Origin of the sequence: Flavihumibacter solisilvae, from assembly GCF_000814475.1 — a bacterium.
Taxonomy (GTDB): domain Bacteria; phylum Bacteroidota; class Bacteroidia; order Chitinophagales; family Chitinophagaceae; genus Flavihumibacter; species Flavihumibacter solisilvae.
Genome location: NZ_JSVC01000001.1, coordinates 139,647 through 156,865, shown reverse-complemented (window position 1 = coordinate 156,865; position 17,219 = coordinate 139,647). Strand labels below are relative to the sequence as shown.

At 46.0% G+C, this 17,219-nt stretch carries 13 protein-coding genes and 1 riboswitch; of the genes, 8 read left to right on the top strand and 5 right to left on the bottom strand.

Translation table 11 applies throughout. The annotated features are described in order from the left end of the window. Positions 1-85: 85 nt before the first annotated feature. The 3 genes from OI18_RS00580 (at position 86) to OI18_RS00570 (ending at position 6,051) form a co-directional block, all read left to right on the top strand. Entirely contained in the window at positions 86-2,341 is a 2,256-nt protein-coding gene (locus tag OI18_RS00580; RefSeq protein ID WP_052272738.1) for an alpha-L-rhamnosidase-related protein, read from the top strand. Positions 2,342-2,446: 105 nt separating this feature from the next. Beyond that, positions 2,447-2,586, top strand: a riboswitch (cobalamin riboswitch). Between the two features lie 110 nt (positions 2,587-2,696). Next, positions 2,697-3,668, top strand: a complete 972-nt coding sequence (locus OI18_RS00575; RefSeq protein WP_039136106.1) for a ribonucleoside-diphosphate reductase small subunit — start codon at positions 2,697-2,699, stop codon at positions 3,666-3,668. Between the two features lie 55 nt (positions 3,669-3,723). Then, entirely contained in the window at positions 3,724-6,051 is a 2,328-nt protein-coding gene (locus OI18_RS00570; RefSeq protein WP_039136104.1) for a ribonucleoside-diphosphate reductase subunit alpha, read from the top strand. Between the two features lie 32 nt (positions 6,052-6,083). Here the strand turns inward: OI18_RS00570 and OI18_RS00565 are convergent, their stop codons facing one another. Continuing rightward, positions 6,084-7,406, bottom strand: a complete 1,323-nt coding sequence (locus OI18_RS00565) for a DEAD/DEAH box helicase (protein ID WP_039136595.1) — start codon at positions 7,404-7,406, stop codon at positions 6,084-6,086. 63 nt (positions 7,407-7,469) lie between these two features. Here OI18_RS00565 and OI18_RS00560 point away from each other — a divergent pair, with 63 nt between their 5' ends. Further along, positions 7,470-7,946, top strand: coding sequence for a hypothetical protein (locus OI18_RS00560; protein ID WP_039136102.1), 477 nt, complete (start codon positions 7,470-7,472; stop codon positions 7,944-7,946). Here the strand turns inward: OI18_RS00560 and OI18_RS00555 are convergent. Further along, positions 7,935-8,945: an acyl-CoA dehydrogenase family protein gene (locus OI18_RS00555; RefSeq protein ID WP_052272737.1), complete on the bottom strand. Its 1,011-nt coding sequence runs from the start codon at positions 8,943-8,945 to the stop codon at positions 7,935-7,937. The genes OI18_RS00560 and OI18_RS00555 overlap by 12 nt on opposite strands. A gap of 53 nt (positions 8,946-8,998) precedes the next feature. On the opposite strand from OI18_RS00555, the gene OI18_RS00550 reads away from it, so the two are divergent. After that, the gene (locus tag OI18_RS00550) at positions 8,999-9,382 is read left to right on the top strand and encodes an SRPBCC domain-containing protein (protein WP_039136100.1); all 384 of its coding nucleotides are present in this window, start codon (positions 8,999-9,001) and stop codon (positions 9,380-9,382) included. Positions 9,383-9,397: 15 nt separating this feature from the next. Here the strand turns inward: OI18_RS00550 and OI18_RS00545 are convergent, their stop codons facing one another. Beyond that, complete coding sequence (locus OI18_RS00545) at positions 9,398-9,601, bottom strand: hypothetical protein (RefSeq protein ID WP_039136098.1); 204 nt, start codon at positions 9,599-9,601, stop codon at positions 9,398-9,400. A gap of 179 nt (positions 9,602-9,780) precedes the next feature. Between OI18_RS00545 and OI18_RS00540 the strand changes: the two genes are divergently transcribed. Both OI18_RS00540 and OI18_RS00535 read left to right on the top strand, forming a co-directional pair. Then, positions 9,781-10,029 carry a hypothetical protein gene (locus tag OI18_RS00540; RefSeq protein ID WP_039136096.1) on the top strand — a complete coding sequence of 83 codons (249 nt, stop codon included), beginning with the start codon at positions 9,781-9,783 and terminating at the stop codon, positions 10,027-10,029. A 3-nt stretch (positions 10,030-10,032) separates the two neighbouring features. After that, on the top strand, positions 10,033-10,416 hold the full coding sequence (locus OI18_RS00535; RefSeq protein ID WP_039136093.1) for a group III truncated hemoglobin: 384 nt from the start codon (positions 10,033-10,035) through the stop codon (positions 10,414-10,416). Here OI18_RS00535 and OI18_RS00530 read toward each other — a convergent pair whose 3' ends face one another. Then, positions 10,417-11,313, bottom strand: coding sequence for an aldo/keto reductase (locus tag OI18_RS00530; RefSeq protein ID WP_039136090.1), 897 nt, complete (start codon positions 11,311-11,313; stop codon positions 10,417-10,419). A 60-nt stretch (positions 11,314-11,373) separates the two neighbouring features. Here OI18_RS00530 and OI18_RS23510 point away from each other — a divergent pair, with 60 nt between their 5' ends. Then, a complete protein-coding gene (locus OI18_RS23510; RefSeq protein WP_052272736.1) occupies positions 11,374-11,796 on the top strand; it encodes an META domain-containing protein in 423 nt (140 codons plus the stop codon). A 23-nt stretch (positions 11,797-11,819) separates the two neighbouring features. Here the strand turns inward: OI18_RS23510 and OI18_RS00520 are convergent, their stop codons facing one another. Continuing rightward, positions 11,820-17,210: an alpha-2-macroglobulin family protein gene (locus tag OI18_RS00520; RefSeq protein ID WP_052272735.1), complete on the bottom strand. Its 5,391-nt coding sequence runs from the start codon at positions 17,208-17,210 to the stop codon at positions 11,820-11,822. Positions 17,211-17,219: the final 9 nt, after the last annotated feature.

The following is a 17,219-nucleotide window of genomic DNA, read 5'->3' as shown; positions in this document are numbered from 1 at the left end:
CAAATTTCAGGTATTTAAGCTTTCACCCGTCGGGTGCCACCCGACGGGTGAAAAATTTTTATCTTCAATACAGCAACTCACTGATATGCTCATAACCCGGATAGTAACTGCAATGGGTGTTGCCATTACCATAGCGGCATGTGAAAGTGCGAAGCCGGACGCTGTCTGGAAAAGTCGGGAATACTCTTTTTTCTCCGACCGGATTAAACAAGGCAAGTTTGAAGCAGTCGCTGTTTCGGCTACGGAAATCCGATCCGACTACCGCAATCCACATGATTCCGGTTCTGCAGCCACCAAAACCTGGAAATTGTCAAAACCGATAGATTCGTTCCCGCAGTACCAGTCGGCAGAGCTTATTGCCAATGCCATCTACAACCTGTCACTTGAAGAAATGCAACGGGCGATCGAGCCAGACAGCACATTCAGGACGGGCCAGGAATGGGCGGGCGTTTGGACCAGGGACATCAGTTACAGCATCATATTGTCAATGGCCTACCTACAGCCGGAAGTCGCCAAAAAAAGCCTGCTCCGTAAAGTAAATGAAGCAAAGAGGATAATCCAGGACACCGGCACCGGCGGTGCCTGGCCAGTATCAAGTGACCGTTCGATTTGGATCTGCGCTGCATGGGAGCTATATCTCGCAAATGGCGATACATCATGGCTTCGCCAGGCATATGAAATCGGCCGGAATTCGGTTGAAGATGACATGAAGACCATCTACGACCGGGAGACTGGGCTTGTCAGGGGAGAATCGTCATTTCTCGACTGGCGCGAACAGACATACCCCGCCTGGATGCAACCAGCAGACATTTTTGAATCCGAATGCCTTGGTACCAATGCGGTTCACTATGGCGCCAATATTTCCTTAAGCCGGATGGCCCGGTTACTTAACGACACCTCAGGAACAACAAAATTCCAGTCAAACGCCGAACGCATCAGGAATGCCGTCAACGAAAAACTTTGGATTGCAGAAAGGAAAAGGTATGGCCAGTTCCTCTATGGTCGCACCCACAAAATTGTTTCACCAAAGTTTGAAGCATTGGGTGAAGCGTTATGTATCCTTATGGGAATCGCAGACCCGGAAAAAAGCCAGGTGATTATTGCCAATGCACCCTTTACACCTTTTGGCATAAACTGTATATATCCCAATATTCCCGGAATACCTCCTTATCATAATGATGCTGTCTGGCCATTCGTCCAGGCATTCTGGGCATTGGCTGCTGCCAACGCAGGAAACGAAACAGCTGTGATGGAAAGCATCTCTGCGATCTATCGGGCTGCGGGTTTATTTCTTACCAACAAAGAGAATTTTGTTGCGTCCGACGGCGACTATTCAGGCACAGAGATCAACAGCAGCAACATGTTATGGAGCCTGGCTGGTAATATCAGCCTTGTGCATAAAGTCCTCTTTGGAATTCATTTCGAAACGGATGGCCTCACTTTCCGGCCATTTATACCCGGAGCGCTCGACGGTATCCGCACTCTCACGAATTTCAGGTACCGCAATGCCGTCCTGAATATTGAACTGGAAGGTTACGGAGATAGTATCAGGTCATTTGTGATTGATGGAAAGGAGACACGGACAGCTGTTATTCCGGCTTCTGCCGAAGGCCAGCACGTAATCAGGATAAGAATGAACGACCGGTTTGCCAAACCATCCGGAATCCTGAAAGCAGACACCCTGTTTTCTCCGCCTACCCCAAGGTTGAAGGCAGGTGCTGATCACCTCGATTGGGATCCTGTTAAAGGGGCCGCTGGTTACCGGCTTATAAGGAATGGAGAAACTATCCAGCACGGGAAGGGACATCGCATCAGGATAGACTCATCAGGATTTTCAGTTTACCAGGTCATTGCAATCTCAGAACATGGTGTTGAATCATTTGCAAGTGAACCACTGGAAGAGATCAAGCCTTCCAGCCTCAGGATCATAGAAGCAGAAGGCCGGTTAAAAGTACCTGGGCCTGTAAATGCCGGCTATACCGGTAACGGATACGTTGAAATCAGCCCCTTAAACAATACACTGGTCAATGTTCCGGTTCAGGTCGATGCACCCGGAATGTATTATGTCGACATCCGTTATGCCAATGGTAACGGGCCGGTGAATACGGAAAATAAATGTGCAATCCGCAGTCTCCTCGTCAACCAGGTTAACCAGGGTATTTTTGTTTTTCCGCAGCGGGGTACGAATGACTGGTCATCCTGGGGTTATACCAATAGTCTAAGGGTTCGGTTAAACAAAGGCCAAAATCTGTTACAACTGATTTTGCTTCCCGAAAACCAGAACATGAATGGGGAAATCAATTCAGCCTTTGTCGATCACTTCAGGCTGAGACGCCAATAAACCCGTTACAGAAAGGCCCGGACAACAAGTCGATTTAACTTTCCACAGGCTGTGAAAAAGTTAGATCACTGCCTTTGTTTTTTCCAGATACATTCGCTTCAGTTCTTGCAATAAGCATGTTTGGGTGCAGGCCAGGAATCCATTTGGCCTGCTTAAAAGGGAACCGTGTGCAATTCACGGGCTGACGGGCAACTGTAAGTAACCAACGTTACAAGCCAGACACCTGCCTAAAACATCTGCTTGTTTGGAACCTTCCCGCATAAGGTACAGGCAAAGGCAATTCAACTCTTAATCTTTCCGATTACAGTCGTACTGTCTTCTGTCGTACCGCATTAACGAATAAAATCTGACTACCATGCAGTACGAAAATGAAGTGTTACTCCGCGAAAACAAAGACCGCTTTGTAATCCTGCCAATTAACTATCCACGTGTCTGGGAAATGTATAAAAAGCATGAAGCCAGTTTCTGGACGGCTGAAGAAATTGATCTGTCGTCTGACCTGGGCGATTGGGCTTCTCTCAATGACGGAGAGCGGCATTTTATTTCACATGTTCTTGCTTTTTTTGCTGCCAGCGACGGCATAGTTAATGAAAACCTCGCCGTTAATTTCATGAGCGAAGTGCAGCTCCCAGAAGCCCGCTGCTTTTACGGTTTTCAGATCATGATGGAAAATATTCATTCGGAAACCTATGCCCTCCTCATTGATACCTACATTAAAGATGTTGCTGAAAAAGATAAACTATTCCACGCAATAGATACTGTTCCGGCTGTTAAAAGGAAAGCGGAATGGGCATTGCGGTGGATTGAGAACGGGTCTTTTGCTGAAAGACTTGTTGCATTCGCTGCTGTTGAAGGCATTTTCTTTAGTGGAAGCTTCTGCTCAATTTTCTGGCTTAAGAAACGAGGACTGATGCCAGGCCTCACTTTCAGCAACGAACTCATCAGTCGCGATGAAGGTCTTCACTGCGAATTCGCCTGCCTGCTTTACAACATGTTGTCTGCAAGACTCAGCCAGGACCAGGTTTATGCAATCATCAGTGATGCCGTTACTATCGAAAAGGAATTCATAACCGAAGCACTCCCTGTAGACCTGATCGGTATGAATGCCCGTTTGATGCAGCAATACATTGAATTTGTCGCTGATCGCTGGCTGTCAGAACTCGGGTACCCGAAATTATATAATGCCACAAACCCGTTTGATTTTATGGAGATGATTTCCTTACAGGGGAAAACAAACTTCTTTGAAAAACGAGTAGGTGATTACCAGAAAGCAGGTGTCATGTCGGGCCCCGTGGCCCAGACCTTCTCCCTTGATGAAGAGTTTTAACCCCCCGCGGTGCTCCTTTTGAATTTTAAATTTTTACTTATTAATATTTTATCACGTGCAAGTAATCAAACGTAATGGCCGTAAAGAATCTGTCAAATTTGACAAGATCACTGCCAGGATTCAGAAATTGTCATATGGATTAAGTCCCCTCGTAGACGTAATCGATGTGGCAAAGAAAGTTATCGAAGGGATCTACGATGGCGTCAGCACAACGGAGCTCGACAACCTTGCCGCGGAAACCGCTGCTGCTCTTACCACCCGTCACCCTGACTATGCATTGCTGGCCAGTAGGATCGCTGTAAGCAATCTTCATAAAAACACCGAGAAGTCGTTTTCAGCTACGATGCGGAAGCTTCATGCATATACTGATCCTGTAACCGGGAGGCCACTTCCCTTGCTCGCAGATGATGTAATGGCAATCATTGAAGCAAACGCAGAAGTGCTTGATAGTACCATCATTTACGACCGCGATTTCGGCTTCGATTTTTTCGGTTTCAAAACACTCGAAAAATCCTACCTGCTTCGAATTGATGGCAAGATCGCAGAAAGACCGCAGCATCTTTATATGAGAGTGGCAATAGGCATTCACAAAAACGATCTTACGCAGGCGATAAAAACCTACCACTTAATGAGTGAGAGGTGGTTCACACATGCTACACCTACCTTATTCAATGCCGGAACGCCCAAGCCCCAGATGTCGAGTTGCTTCCTGCTTACCATGAAGGATGACAGCATCGATGGCATTTATGATACATTGAAACAAACGGCAAAAATCTCTCAAAGCGCCGGTGGAATCGGGCTCTCTATTCACAATATCAGGGCAACCGGAAGTTATATCGGCGGTACGAATGGAACAAGTAACGGGATCATCCCCATGCTGCGCGTATTCAATGATACGGCAAGGTACGTTGACCAGGGTGGTGGCAAACGAAAAGGTGCTTTTGCAATTTACCTGGAACCCTGGCATGCTGATGTCTTTTCTTTTCTTGATCTACGCAAGAATCACGGAAAGGAAGAGCTGCGTGCCCGTGATCTCTTTTACGCATTGTGGATCCCGGACCTTTTTATGAAACGCGTTGAAGAAAATGGAGACTGGACGCTGTTCTGCCCGAATGAAGCACCCGGACTTCATGAATGTTTCGGAGAAGATTTCGTTGAATTGTATGAAAGATATGAGCGTGAAGGAAGGGGAAGGAAAACTATCAAGGCCCAGGAACTGTGGTTTGCGGTACTTGATGCCCAGATTGAAACAGGAACCCCTTACCTGCTGTATAAAGATGCAGCCAACGGTAAATCCAACCAGCAACACCTGGGTACCATTAAGAGCTCAAACCTCTGCACGGAGATTATGGAATACACGGATGCCAATGAAGTTGCGGTGTGTAACCTCGCATCCATCGCATTACCGCGTTTTGTGCACGAAGGCAATTTTGATTTTGATAAGTTATTTGAAGTGACTTACCAGGTTACTGTAAACCTCAACAAGATAATTGACAACAACTACTATCCTGTTGAAGAAGCCAGGACTTCAAACATGAGACATCGGCCAATAGGTCTTGGAATACAGGGACTGGCAGACGTATTCATCATGATGAGGCTTCCTTTTGAATCGGACCTCGCAGCATTGCTCAACAGGAATATTTTCGAGACAATCTATTTCGCCGCAATGACAGCAAGTAATCACCTGGCCATAACGGAAGGCGCATACGAAAGCTTTCAAGGTTCTCCGTTGTCAAAGGGACTTTTCCAGTTTGATCTGTGGGGTGTGAATGCTTCCAGCCGGCATGACTGGGAATCGTTGCGGAATGAAGTGATGAAACATGGGGTAAGAAACTCTCTCCTGGTTGCCCCGATGCCGACTGCTTCAACAAGCCAGATACTTGGTAATAATGAATGTTTCGAACCGTACACCTCCAACATTTATACCCGACGCGTCCTGAGTGGCGAATTTGTAATCGTGAACAAACATCTCCTGAAGGACCTTGTTTCTCTTGGCCTTTGGAATAGTGAGATGAAAAACCGGATCATAGCAGCAAATGGCTCCGTACAGGACATCTCATCAATTCCTGAGAATATCAGGGCTTTGTATAAAACTGTTTGGGAAATCCGCCAGCGTACTATTATCGATATGTCTGCTGACCGTGGCGCATTTATCTGCCAATCGCAATCACTTAACCTGTTTGTTTCCAGTCCGACAGCCTCAAAACTGACCTCCATGCATTTTTATGCCTGGAAAAAAGGACTGAAAACCGGTATGTATTACTTGAGAACACAGGCGGCAGCACAGGCAGTTCAATTTACTGTTGACAAAACAGTTGCTGAAATTCCACAGGAAGGCGCAGTCTGCACAATGCAGGATGGCTGTATCAGTTGCGGATCCTGATTAGTGGGCCACACATTGCGCATGGGAAACACTTACCTGGCAATATCTATTTTGACCTTCTGGTTTTTTATGCGGTGATTTTTAATCAGGTGCAGTGTGTGGCTCATTTTTGATTTTCTTACTGCTACGAACGAGTGGAAATCTTTAACCTCAATCAACCCGATATCTTCCTTTTTTAGTTCGCCTTTCTGCGAGAGAAAACCAACAATATCTACTTTATTGATCTTATTCTTTTTGCCTGCTGAAATATGAAGTGTGCTCCATTTGGGCTTTTCCGGGAGTACCGCGTCCTCTGCAATTTTGATTTCTTCCACTTCTCCCTCAATGAAATCCGGAACATCCTCGTCTGGTCCGACAAGCAGGATCGCAGTGCCGCTGGCCTCCATTCGTGCAGTTCGGCCATTTCTGTGAGTAAACACCTCTTCGGTAGCCGGCAGGTGATAATGCACGATGTATCGGATATGTTTAATGTCAAGTCCCCGTGACGCCAGGTCCGTCGTCACAAGTACATTAGATGTGCCATTCCGGAATTTGCACAAAGCTGCGTCGCGCTCATCCTGTTCTAATGCTCCATGATAAAAGACGTTGACAATTCCTTTCTCCTTAAGGTAGGTACTGGTTCTTTCAACCGACTCCCTGAAATTGCAAAATACAATTGTAGGCCTGTTACCAAGCTGGCAGATGAGTCTGAACAGGCTTTCCAGCTTATCCTGGTTGTCACTTCTTGCCATTTGGATCGTCAGAGCATCAGTTTTTTCATCAGTCAGGAAGTTGATGCTGACCGGCTTCCGCATTTTAAGAAAGGGAGGGATCTCAATTGCAGGTGTAGCGGACACAAGTATCTTCTTTTGAAGTCCGGGAAGGGAGCCGGTTACAAATGCCATCTCTTCTTCAAACCCGAATTCAAGTGATTTGTCAAATTCATCCAGCACCAGCATTTTTATCTCGCCGGTCTTAATATTCTCCCTGCGAATATGGTCTGCAAGACGCCCGGGTGTGCCAATAATCAGTGCCGGCGCCTGCATTAGGTTGTTTTCTTCAGTTTCCCGAAGGTGACCGCCATAACAACATGTTACCTTAAAACCGGTCTTCATAGACTTGAATACCTGCTCTATCTGTAGTGCAAGTTCCCGTGTCGGCGCAATAACCAGGGCCTGTGTTACATGATCAACCGGCTTCAATTCATTAACTAAAGGAAGCAGGTATGCAAGAGTTTTGCCCGTACCGGTAGCTGAAAGCAGGATCACTTCATCATGTTCTGTGGCTGCTTTTTGAGCAGCTTGCTGCATCTCATTTAATGATTCAATTTTTAAGGCGGCAAGTATGTCTTGTGTGGAGGTCGAAGTTTTTCGCATTGCTGCAAAAGTAACGGACTTTAAAGGAACCGGCCTTATCTTCACAAGCATTCAATTGCTGATATGAAAGCTGCGACAGTCCAGGAAATCAAAGAAGCGCTTAATCACCTGCCGCCGGGCCAGGTTGCCGACCTGTGCCTGAGGCTTGTGAAATTTAAGAAGGATAACAAGGAACTGGTAACTTATTTGTTGTTTGAGTCCGGGCAAGCTGCCGACTACCTCGAAGCAGTAAAAAAGGAAATCAGGCAGGATTTCAGCCTGATTAATTCATCTCAGCTCTATTTTGCAAAAAAGAGTTTAAGACGCATCCTCCGGAATATCAGCAAGCAGGTGAAGTATATCTCCTCAAAGGAATCTGAAGCCGAACTTCTTCTCACCTTCTGTATCAGCCTTAAAGAGTCTGGAATTCCCTACAAAAACAGCCAGGCGCTTGTGAATCTTTTCCAGGCCCAGCTAAAGAAAATCAGGAAGTTGCAGGAAGGATTTCATGAGGACCTGCAATACGATATATCACGGGAACTGAAAAAATTAGGTGAGTAATACATGTAGGCTTGCTGTCTGAAGGTTTCTCCAGACCCTGTTGACTTCAGTTGTGCGCTGCGCAACAATTAATCCGCAAAGGGGAAAAATGTCATTCACAACTGATCGGGAAACAGCTGCAAGCTCTTTACAGGATAAGGTTAGGGATGCTGCCCGGCCTTCGCTCAATTGCCTGGTCGTGGCCAGCTCTGCCCATGACTCCTCCACGCATTGGTAAAATACATTCCTGGCAGATTGCAACGTTTTTATGGCTTCCGGTAAAATGCGTTTCGGGCGATCTGAGCTTGCACACAATTCCAGGAAACGCATGGCCATGCCTGAAATGTTTGCAGCAAGCGTAGCCTCTGCAAACTGTTGAAAGGGAAATTGGAAAATAATGTCGTCCAGGTATACTGAAAATGGGTCAATACTAAAGCTGTTTTCCGCAGGCACAAACACCCTGCTTAGTTCGAATGAATGACTAGCTGTGGCAACCATTCCCATCGCGTCCCAGTTTTCCCGTATCGTCACGTGATTTCGTGGTACCCAAAAACTCCGCAACTCGTTATCTGTCATGCAGTTGAAAGTGAAGACGGTCGCATATGGTGCTCCTGTTGCATGGCTCCATGTTCCAGAAATTTCATAACCGTCCTGAACCAGCCTCGCCTCACCGGTATTTTTACCGCTGCCGGCAATGCAATGCAAAGGGTCATGGAAGATTTTGTCTGCAGAAGCGGGATTCAGAAATCCAATGAACCAGCCTGCACCACTGCAGAGGGTAACCGTCCAGCCGGTACTGCCATCTGCCCAGGCAATTGCTTCAAGGAGTCGTACAGCCTCGGGAAAATTTTTGCCCAGGCCACCCCGGTGTTCCGGAACGAAGAGGTCAAACCATCGTTGATTGCGGATCAGAGCCAATTGTCCCGGTGTCAGGCTTTTATTTTGTTCTGCTGAAAGCGCCTGCTCACGAAGGGTTTCGACGATTTCTGAAGGGATATTTTCGGATGGATGCGTGATCATTCCCGCAAAAATAATCGCAGGGCTCTGTTTTGGGCTTAAATTGCAACGCCATTATGAAAGATTACAAGAAATATTTCATTATCCCCGCACCACCGGAAGAACTGTTCATTGCACTTACCAATCCCGCGACCATCCAGTTGTGGACAGGCGAGCCGGCAGTAATGTCACTGGAGCCGGGTTCTGAATTTTCCCTTTGGGAAGACAGCATCGTAGGTCGCAACCTCGAATTTGAAATCGGCAAAAAGATAGTTCAGCAATGGTACTTCGGCGAAGAAGAAGAAACTCCTTCAATCGTGACAATTAAATTACATTCACATGCTCAGGGAACGTCCGTGGAACTCAGACACACGAACATACCCGATGAAGCTTATGAGGAAATTGTAGAAGGATGGAACGATGTATACTTCGCATCCCTTCTGGATTTCTATGGAGAATAAATCATTCAGACTCCGCTAAAAGCAGTCTTTTTCTCTTCCTTTAATATAACCGCCTGGAGTTTGCGGCATGGTCCACCCCGCAAAAGGATTGATATTGACTACTTTAGTCAATGTCGGAGCGTCAGATGGGGATGGATTTCTTTTCTTACCTGTTTGTTTTTTTCTTTTACCGGATAAAAGATTGGTTGTCGGGTTCCTGTACTTCGCGAGTAATAGCATTGATAAGATTTTATGGTTTTTTAATATGTCAAATTTGAGGCCAGCTAAATGGTCCACTATTGATGGACAAACATGTGTATGTGATTCCACACGATCTGGTTTATTAAAGTTTTATGAAAGTCGTTCCACACCTGAGCAACGTCATGTTTCGCAATAAAAAACTAGACTAATTTTGCATAATGGATGTAAGAGAAACATTACCGTCCGGCGGCAGCTTTTACGCAATCGTTGTGAAACTTTTCAACGAGAAGCAGAAAGCTGCAATTTTATATGAAGACAATGGCGTTACCCGTGCAAACGGGTTCATTGAGCAGGTATTCGAAAAAGATGGCAAAAGCATCATGAAATTCGATAATGGCCTTGAAGTCGACATTAGTAAGTTGTATGCCATAAACGGTATGTTCTCATCAGATTACTCTGAATGCTGAAATATGGATATTCGTAACTATGGGGATGTAACCATGATGGTAAATGAATTTTATCGTCGGGTAAAGGTAGATGAGTTGTTAGGACCTGTATTTATGGAGAAGATTCCCGGTGACTGGGAACCACACTTACAAACCCTCAGGAAATTCTGGTATACTGTCCTCTTTGGTGAGCCCGGCTATATGGGCAATCCCTTCATGAAACACACTTCGCTGCCAATTGATAAAGACCATTTTGACCGGTGGATCCAGCTTTTTTACCACACTATTGATGACCTGTTTTCCGGTGAACGGGCAGAAGACGCTAAGTTTCGGGCGGGAAGAATGAGCCTTTTATTTCAGTCTAAACTGAAAGACATGAGGGAAAACAAGATGAAGCCGCTAATGTGATTACCGGTGTTCCTGATAACGAATAAGGGGTACTACTGACTGGAGGTGACGGAATTCATCTTCGTTAAGCGATGGCGATTCGATGGTTGCAAGTGCTTCTTCCAATTGTTCCCTGGTTCTGATGCCCACAACAGCCGAGGTTACCGCCTGGTGCATTAGTGCGTAACAGATACTGCTTTGAACGGGGTGTCGCCCGTTTGTAGAAACTTCCCGCATTGCTGCAGCTGCTTTCTTTACAGTTTCTGCCGAATGCTGCAGGTAGTTAACCGGTTCTTTGTCAATTAATAGTCCGCCTGCAACCGTCCCCCTAACCAATACACCGACGCCACTCTCCTTTAGAAGGTTTAGCATTTCTTCCTCTGGACGTCTGTCGAGGAGACTGTATTGCATCATTACACTGGTGATATGTGATTTCTGAAGGTAAGTGCGGATAACATTGGGCCTTATTGAACTGATTCCATAATACCTGATCTTTCCCTGGTCCTTCAGGATTTCAAATGCTTCTATGGTTTCATCTGCCCGGTCTTCAATGGTTCCACCGTGTAATTGGTAAAGGTCAATATAATCAGTTTTCAGGCGGGCAAGACTTTTATCAACAGCCGCAAGAATATATTCTTTTCGGGGATTCCAGTCCCACCCGCTTCCATCCTCGCGCCATTGATTTCCAACCTTCGTAGCAAGAATAATCATGTTGCGGAATGGCCTGAGTGCCTCGCCAACTCTTTCTTCATTTAAACCCTTTTCATAGAGGTCTGCCGTATCAAAAAAGTTGATTCCTGCTTCAACCGCCTGTTGCAGCAATTGTTGTGTATCAGCATTTCCTGCCTTGAGCGACATACAACCGAATCCTATCCTGCTGATTTCCAGGTCAGAATGTCCCAGTCTTTTGTACTGCATTTTTGGCCTTTGTTTTGCAAATATCAGTTGTTTCCCCTTTTCCCGATAAAAGCATAGCTTATGAAAAGGATACTGATTACCAGTATGGCATTGTGTTGCCTTTTCTTTGCCAGAGGAACAATGGGGGATACATCTAATACCCAGTTATTGGACACCTACTGGCGACTGGTGGAACTTAATGGAAAGGAATTAAAACCTGCAGCGAATGAAAAAGAGGAAATTCATATTATCCTCAAAAAAGAAGGCAACCTCCTTGAAGGATTTGCAGGGTGTAACAGTATAGGCGGTAGTTACGAGGTGAAGGACAACCACCTTACATTCGCCAATGTTATTGGCACGATGGTGTCCTGTCCGGAGACCGAAATAGAAAACCTCTTCCTGGAGATTTTGAAATCTACCGAGACCTATTCGGTTAATGGAAGCATGCTGACCCTTCGTAATAAGGAAATGGCGGCGGCTGCAAAATTCATGAAAAAGAAATAGGCAGCCGCCTGCCGGTATCTTGTCTATGGGCGGATCACAATCTTGCCCGCACCATGGTACGAATGATATTCACCATTGTACATGGCATCAGCACTCACAGGTCCCAGCTGGTATGTACCAGGCGACACAGCCCTTATCGCATAGTAATAAACCTGGTGGCTCTTTTCAGCATCCACAAACAGGTTCAGTCTGTCATCGCGCACGTCCATCGAAGTTGGTGTCGAAGCATCTTTGATCCAGTCCATCCCCGGGATTTCCTTTGTACGTGGATTTTCAATTTCAAATCCCGCCGGGAGCAAATCAGTAATTACAATGTTTTCAATTGTTCCTGCAAAACTTTTATCGAGTGACAGCTGCACTATGACCAGGTCATTCTGTTGAAAGCTGTGACCCGCAAGTGGTTGGCCGTTTCTGTCAAAAAACCTGCGCCTGACTTTCAGGTAACTGTCTTCTTCCTTATATGAGCCGTCCTGGCTTATTCCCTCACTCTGCCACCAGTAATATAACTGTCCGGTTCCCTTTGTCTGCACTTCTATGTTCGTTCCTTTAAGGTCTTTTGCTGACAGCTGTACCGAATTATTGTTGAGCTCGCCAACTTGTTTACCATTCACTTTAATGGAAGCTTTTATGTCTGTTTTTTTTGCTTTTGCAGCCAGCTTGCCTATCGCCAGGAAACTGAATGCGCTTTCCTGCGTACTATACCAGCGGCGTTGCTTTAATTTGCTGACTACATGCCTGGCCATAACAGGAACCTGGGCATTATTCGGATCTATTGTGGCCAATGCGTGGAGGGCAATCGCTTCATCCCTGATGTCGGAGTAGAAACTGCCGCCTGTCTGCGGTACCGACTCTTCTCCCGTAAATGCGGGTGGAAGGATCTCGCGGGATTTAAGTTTGTCACCGGAAAGGGCATAAGCAGCAGCTAACAGGTACCTGCTGTCCAGGCTCAGCTGGTCCGGCCTTGCTTTATAGTAGTTCATTACGGAGACATTCGGTTTTCCTGCAAGGGCAAGAACATAAAGACTATAGGCCACTTCCTTCGGAGCAATCTTTTTCTGTTGATTCCTATTGTAATAATAATTAATAGATGATCTGCTGGCCAGCCTGTTATTGATGAAACTGAGCAGTGATGCAGTTAAAGAAGGATCCACATCAAAACCGGCAGCCTTTGCCTCGATCAGAAAGTGGGCCGCATAAACGCTGGTCCACCAGTTCTCCGATCCTGCATCCTCCCACAGGGTAATGGCACCACTGTATAGCTGTCGCATTTTTATTTTCCGGATTGCTTCCATGACGTTTGCGTGGGCACTGGTTACTGAAACATTTGAGTTATGCAGCAATTCAGCCATGTCGGTAAAGTATACCTGCGGAAATGCAGATGAAATCGCCTGTTCTGTACAGCCGTAAGGATATTGCACGAGGTAGTTCAGCTGATTCGCTATTTCAAGTGCGGGTGACCTGCTGACTACCAATCTGTAATTGGCTGATGATGGTATAAAATCCGCTGCGGAAATGTTGATTGACTCCGATTTGTTGGCGGCAATTACTCCACTACCCGTGCGCTGTTGTAATGTTGATGCTGGCCGTACGGTTATGTCAGTTAATTCGGTAAACTTTTCTCCCATTGCTTGCACATCTATTTTCACCTGCCCGGCTTCGATAGCTGCTTTTGCTACAACCCCAAATTTGATCGACGCTTCACTGTTTGCAGGAATACTTAAAGATTGCGTATTTACCCCTGCAACCTGCAATGGACCTGTAACTGTAATTACTGCATTCGCCGTCGTAGCTTTTGAAGTAGTATTGGAAATGGTGACTGGCACTGAAATACTGTCCTTAGGACTCATAAATCTTGGCATTGCCGTACTGATCACCAGCGGGTCTGCAACTTTAATCGCTTTTTCCGCAGCGCCAAAGCGGTCATTTTTATAGGTAACTGCCATCAGTCTCATTTCACCTGAGAACCTGGGTATATCAATATCGAAACTGATTTCGCCGCTTTTGCCCACAGGTCGGATTCCGCTCCAGTATGAAAGTATTTTTATTCGCTTGTTCGGAATTGGATTCACCCGCTGATCCATCTTCATGGAGGCATCGCCACCGGTACTGCTCAACTTTGCCTTCAATTCAGGGAATAACAATGGATACAGGTCAAAGGAATTCACGTCCAGGGCTCTTCGGCCATAAAAATATTTATAAGGGTCAGGTGTCTCAAAATCGGTAACCTGTAACACCCCATTGTCCACAGCAGCCAGGGTAACCATACTGCCTTCCTCCGCACGAACAGTAATTTTCTGCCTGGTTGCTGAACGTACTGATTCTTTTGCAACTATTTCAACCTGTTGTTTTCTTGCCGGTTCTTCAACACGTACCGACTGGTAGCCATGAGCCACAGTAAGCGGAATATCGGAAACAGTATGGGGCTTGATAAGAGTGGCTGCAATATAAACATTGGGCAGGTGTTCCGCCGTAAGCTTAAGGTCTAGTGTGGCAGAACGATTGTTCACATCAATGTATTGGTAATGCAACAGCCTATCCTTCTCCATGGTCACCAACATCCGGCCACTGAAGGGTGTTTTGAACAGCAGTTTTACGGTCTCACCTGACCGGTATACCGGTTTATCCGTTTCAATTTCAATTTGGCCTTCATTATTCACCTCGAAAGAATTAATGTCACCTCCCCAATAGCCATAACTGTAAAACTTCCGGCTGACATAACTCCCCGAACCCGGAACTGACACCCGGATTTCATAATTGCCTGGTGAGCGGGGAACAAAATTATACGTTGACTGTTCGCCTGAGACGGTGGTATTGCCACTTACAACAACTTTATCCTCCACCTGGGAATCATACCTGAAATAACCGTCACTTTTCGTAAGCACCGTCCTGTACTCATGTTTGATAACTTCCACTTTTGCAGTTGTCCCGGTCAGTACGTTCCCGTTTTTGTCCACCGCAATCAGCGGAAACCTGATCGGTTGGTTTAACGGAAAATAATCATAGCCATCACTTGCGAGACCAAAGAATTGCTGCTGGGTGTAAATGTCAATTTTTGTGATTCTGCTGACGGGACGTCCGGTTTCATCGAATACCGTCGTGTAATATGCTGCTTCGAGGAGTCCAATATTGCGAAACATATCTGGTACTGTATAACTGATGCCCGCATTTCCTGCAGCATCAGTTTTGCCTTCCAGCACCTTCTTGTCAAAAAAGCCCTGCTGGTTGGTAATGCTGAAATCATATCGGCTGTATTTCTTAGATGTAAACGCTTTCTGTTTTAACTGGATCTCACATTCGTATTTCCGGTTTGCAGCCGGCGGTCCGAAAAAGTTCATCGCCTGCACATTCATACTCACTGTCTCACCTGGCTTGAGTTCATTTTTATCCGGCTTCACCGATACCTTTATCCTGTCCGGCACAAACTCTTCCACCATAAACGATTTTGAAGAAAGCAGGATATCATTTCCTGAATACACTTCAAGCTGGTAGTTACCGGTTATCGCGGCAGTCGGGATGTCTAAAACAGACTCCATTGATCCCTGCGCATTCAGGTTTTTCCGGAAAGATTTTAATTCTTTTCCGTTTGGCATCAGGAATTTGAACTTGACCGGGAGATCTCCAGGTGATTGCCACATCGCATTTCGCAGGATGACGGAAAAATTTATTTTTTCACCCGGCCGATAAATGTCCCTCTCACCATAAATGAAGGCATCGAACCCTGTAGGATTAAGTCTTTTGCCACCCACCTCAAAACGCGAGGTATTCACACCGGTTGTATTAAAGGGAAGGTAATTGAAGTCGCCACCGCTGCGGGCAACGATCATCGCAGGCTTGAACCCTGCAAAATCTTTTCGGGTATATGATAGTGTGGCCACCCCATCAGCATTCGTAGTCCCCATTCCCAACACCTGGTTATTGGCCCCATAGGCAACTACACTCAGATCGCTGATTGCCTTCGCGGAACGGATTGAATTTGCAAACACATACATCTGATCTCTTCCCTCCTTTGCTACAAGACCAATGTCTGAAAGAGAAACAAACCGGCTGTCGGCAAGCCAGTAATCCTTTGCCGACCTGATCTTGATATGATAGATGCCTTTAAGCTCCGGAATGCGGTCGAGGACATTTACATTCAGAAGCCGGCTGTTACCAAATTTCGGCAGGGAGGCCGTTTCCAGCTCCGCTTCATATATAACATCACCTAACATGGCGTCGCCGCCTTCCTCATAATAATATTCGTCCCGGCCATCTTTGGTTTCCTTTGGATAGTAGCCATAGCGTTGCGCAGCAAGCAGGTTCGATTCATATATTTTGGAAATGACCAGCTTGATCTTTGGCACATTGATAATGCGTACTTCCATATTCCGGGCACCTTCCGAAGACAGGTACACCGCCTTATTGCTGGTAAAACCGATAGCAGGTTCAAGCGTGCCGAAAGCAACATTATTGATGTAGTCTTCTTTCAATTGACCGCCGAGTATGCCCCTGATTCCTTTTGCCAGTGTCAGTTCATAACTTTTGTCTGCATCAAACTGCTCACCCGAGACTATAAAACCGTCGTCCGTGATTTCTGTATTGAATTTCACGGCAGGATCCAGTTTCACAAGGGCCGCAAGTCCGCTCTGTTCGATCTGCTGGCTTGTCCTTACGTGAATTTTTCCCATACTGCCATCATGTTCGGTTTCTAAGTCGTTTATGACGAGGCGAAATGGGGAAGGAATTGCGGCATCTGACCGGATAAGTTTAGCTGTACCCATACCACCACCCAATGGCAGGAGGCCCTTGTCTATTACTACCGAGATCTCACGGTCTTTATCCAGCTGTTGAAAATTCTGAAGGCGGATGGTTATTTTATTGTCCGGCGACACGGTAAGCATTGAATAGTTTACCTGCTTGCCTTCTGATTCGATCTTCAGCTTTTCTTTTAATAGTTGTGGTTTTACCTGGTAGTTGAAGTAAAGCTCTACCTGTGGCACCGCGAGCCGGCTGTTTTCATCCTGCAGGATCCAGGTAATATTTGTTTGGTCGAGGTTTAAGGAAGGAGTGTAAAAGCTGAGTTCCTTCGGATCCTCAAGTTTTGTAAACTGTGAATGCGCAAGCAGTGAATATTGAAGCCTGGCTTTGTATTGCGTAGCAGGAGCGAGCGGAGCTGCAGGTGAAAAGATCAACTGGTCAGGACTTTCCCACCGGAATTTTCCAGGAATTGCAGGTTCAAAAAGTACATATTCAGTAGAATCCCAGAGATGAAGCATCGAATCCGACACGAGTGGATGATCAAATCGGAAAATCAGGTTCTCCAGCTGCCTCACTTCCTTGTCGGCATTGGTATATTTTAATGTCGCCGATTTGCGGTTACAGGAAACAATAAATAACAGGGATAAGGCGGCTGTGAAAGCAACGAATCTGGGATACATAAATGTGCG

What these genes read in the sequence shown, in the direction of transcription:
- OI18_RS00580 (WP_052272738.1), top strand. Translation starts at nt 86, where the DNA reads ATGCTCATAACCCGGATAGTAACTGCAATGGGTGTTGCCATTACCATA.
- OI18_RS00575 (WP_039136106.1), top strand. Translation starts at nt 2,697, where the DNA reads ATGCAGTACGAAAATGAAGTGTTACTCCGCGAAAACAAAGACCGCTTT.
- OI18_RS00565 (WP_039136595.1), bottom strand. Translation starts at nt 7,406, where the DNA reads ATGCGAAAAACTTCGACCTCCACACAAGACATACTTGCCGCCTTAAAA.
- OI18_RS00560 (WP_039136102.1), top strand. Translation starts at nt 7,470, where the DNA reads ATGAAAGCTGCGACAGTCCAGGAAATCAAAGAAGCGCTTAATCACCTG.
- OI18_RS00555 (WP_052272737.1), bottom strand. Translation starts at nt 8,945, where the DNA reads ATGATCACGCATCCATCCGAAAATATCCCTTCAGAAATCGTCGAAACC.
- OI18_RS00550 (WP_039136100.1), top strand. Translation starts at nt 8,999, where the DNA reads ATGAAAGATTACAAGAAATATTTCATTATCCCCGCACCACCGGAAGAA.
- OI18_RS00545 (WP_039136098.1), bottom strand. Translation starts at nt 9,601, where the DNA reads ATGCTATTACTCGCGAAGTACAGGAACCCGACAACCAATCTTTTATCC.
- OI18_RS00540 (WP_039136096.1), top strand. Translation starts at nt 9,781, where the DNA reads ATGGATGTAAGAGAAACATTACCGTCCGGCGGCAGCTTTTACGCAATC.
- OI18_RS00535 (WP_039136093.1), top strand. Translation starts at nt 10,033, where the DNA reads ATGGATATTCGTAACTATGGGGATGTAACCATGATGGTAAATGAATTT.
- OI18_RS00530 (WP_039136090.1), bottom strand. Translation starts at nt 11,313, where the DNA reads ATGCAGTACAAAAGACTGGGACATTCTGACCTGGAAATCAGCAGGATA.
- OI18_RS23510 (WP_052272736.1), top strand. Translation starts at nt 11,374, where the DNA reads ATGAAAAGGATACTGATTACCAGTATGGCATTGTGTTGCCTTTTCTTT.
- OI18_RS00520 (WP_052272735.1), bottom strand. Translation starts at nt 17,210, where the DNA reads ATGTATCCCAGATTCGTTGCTTTCACAGCCGCCTTATCCCTGTTATTT.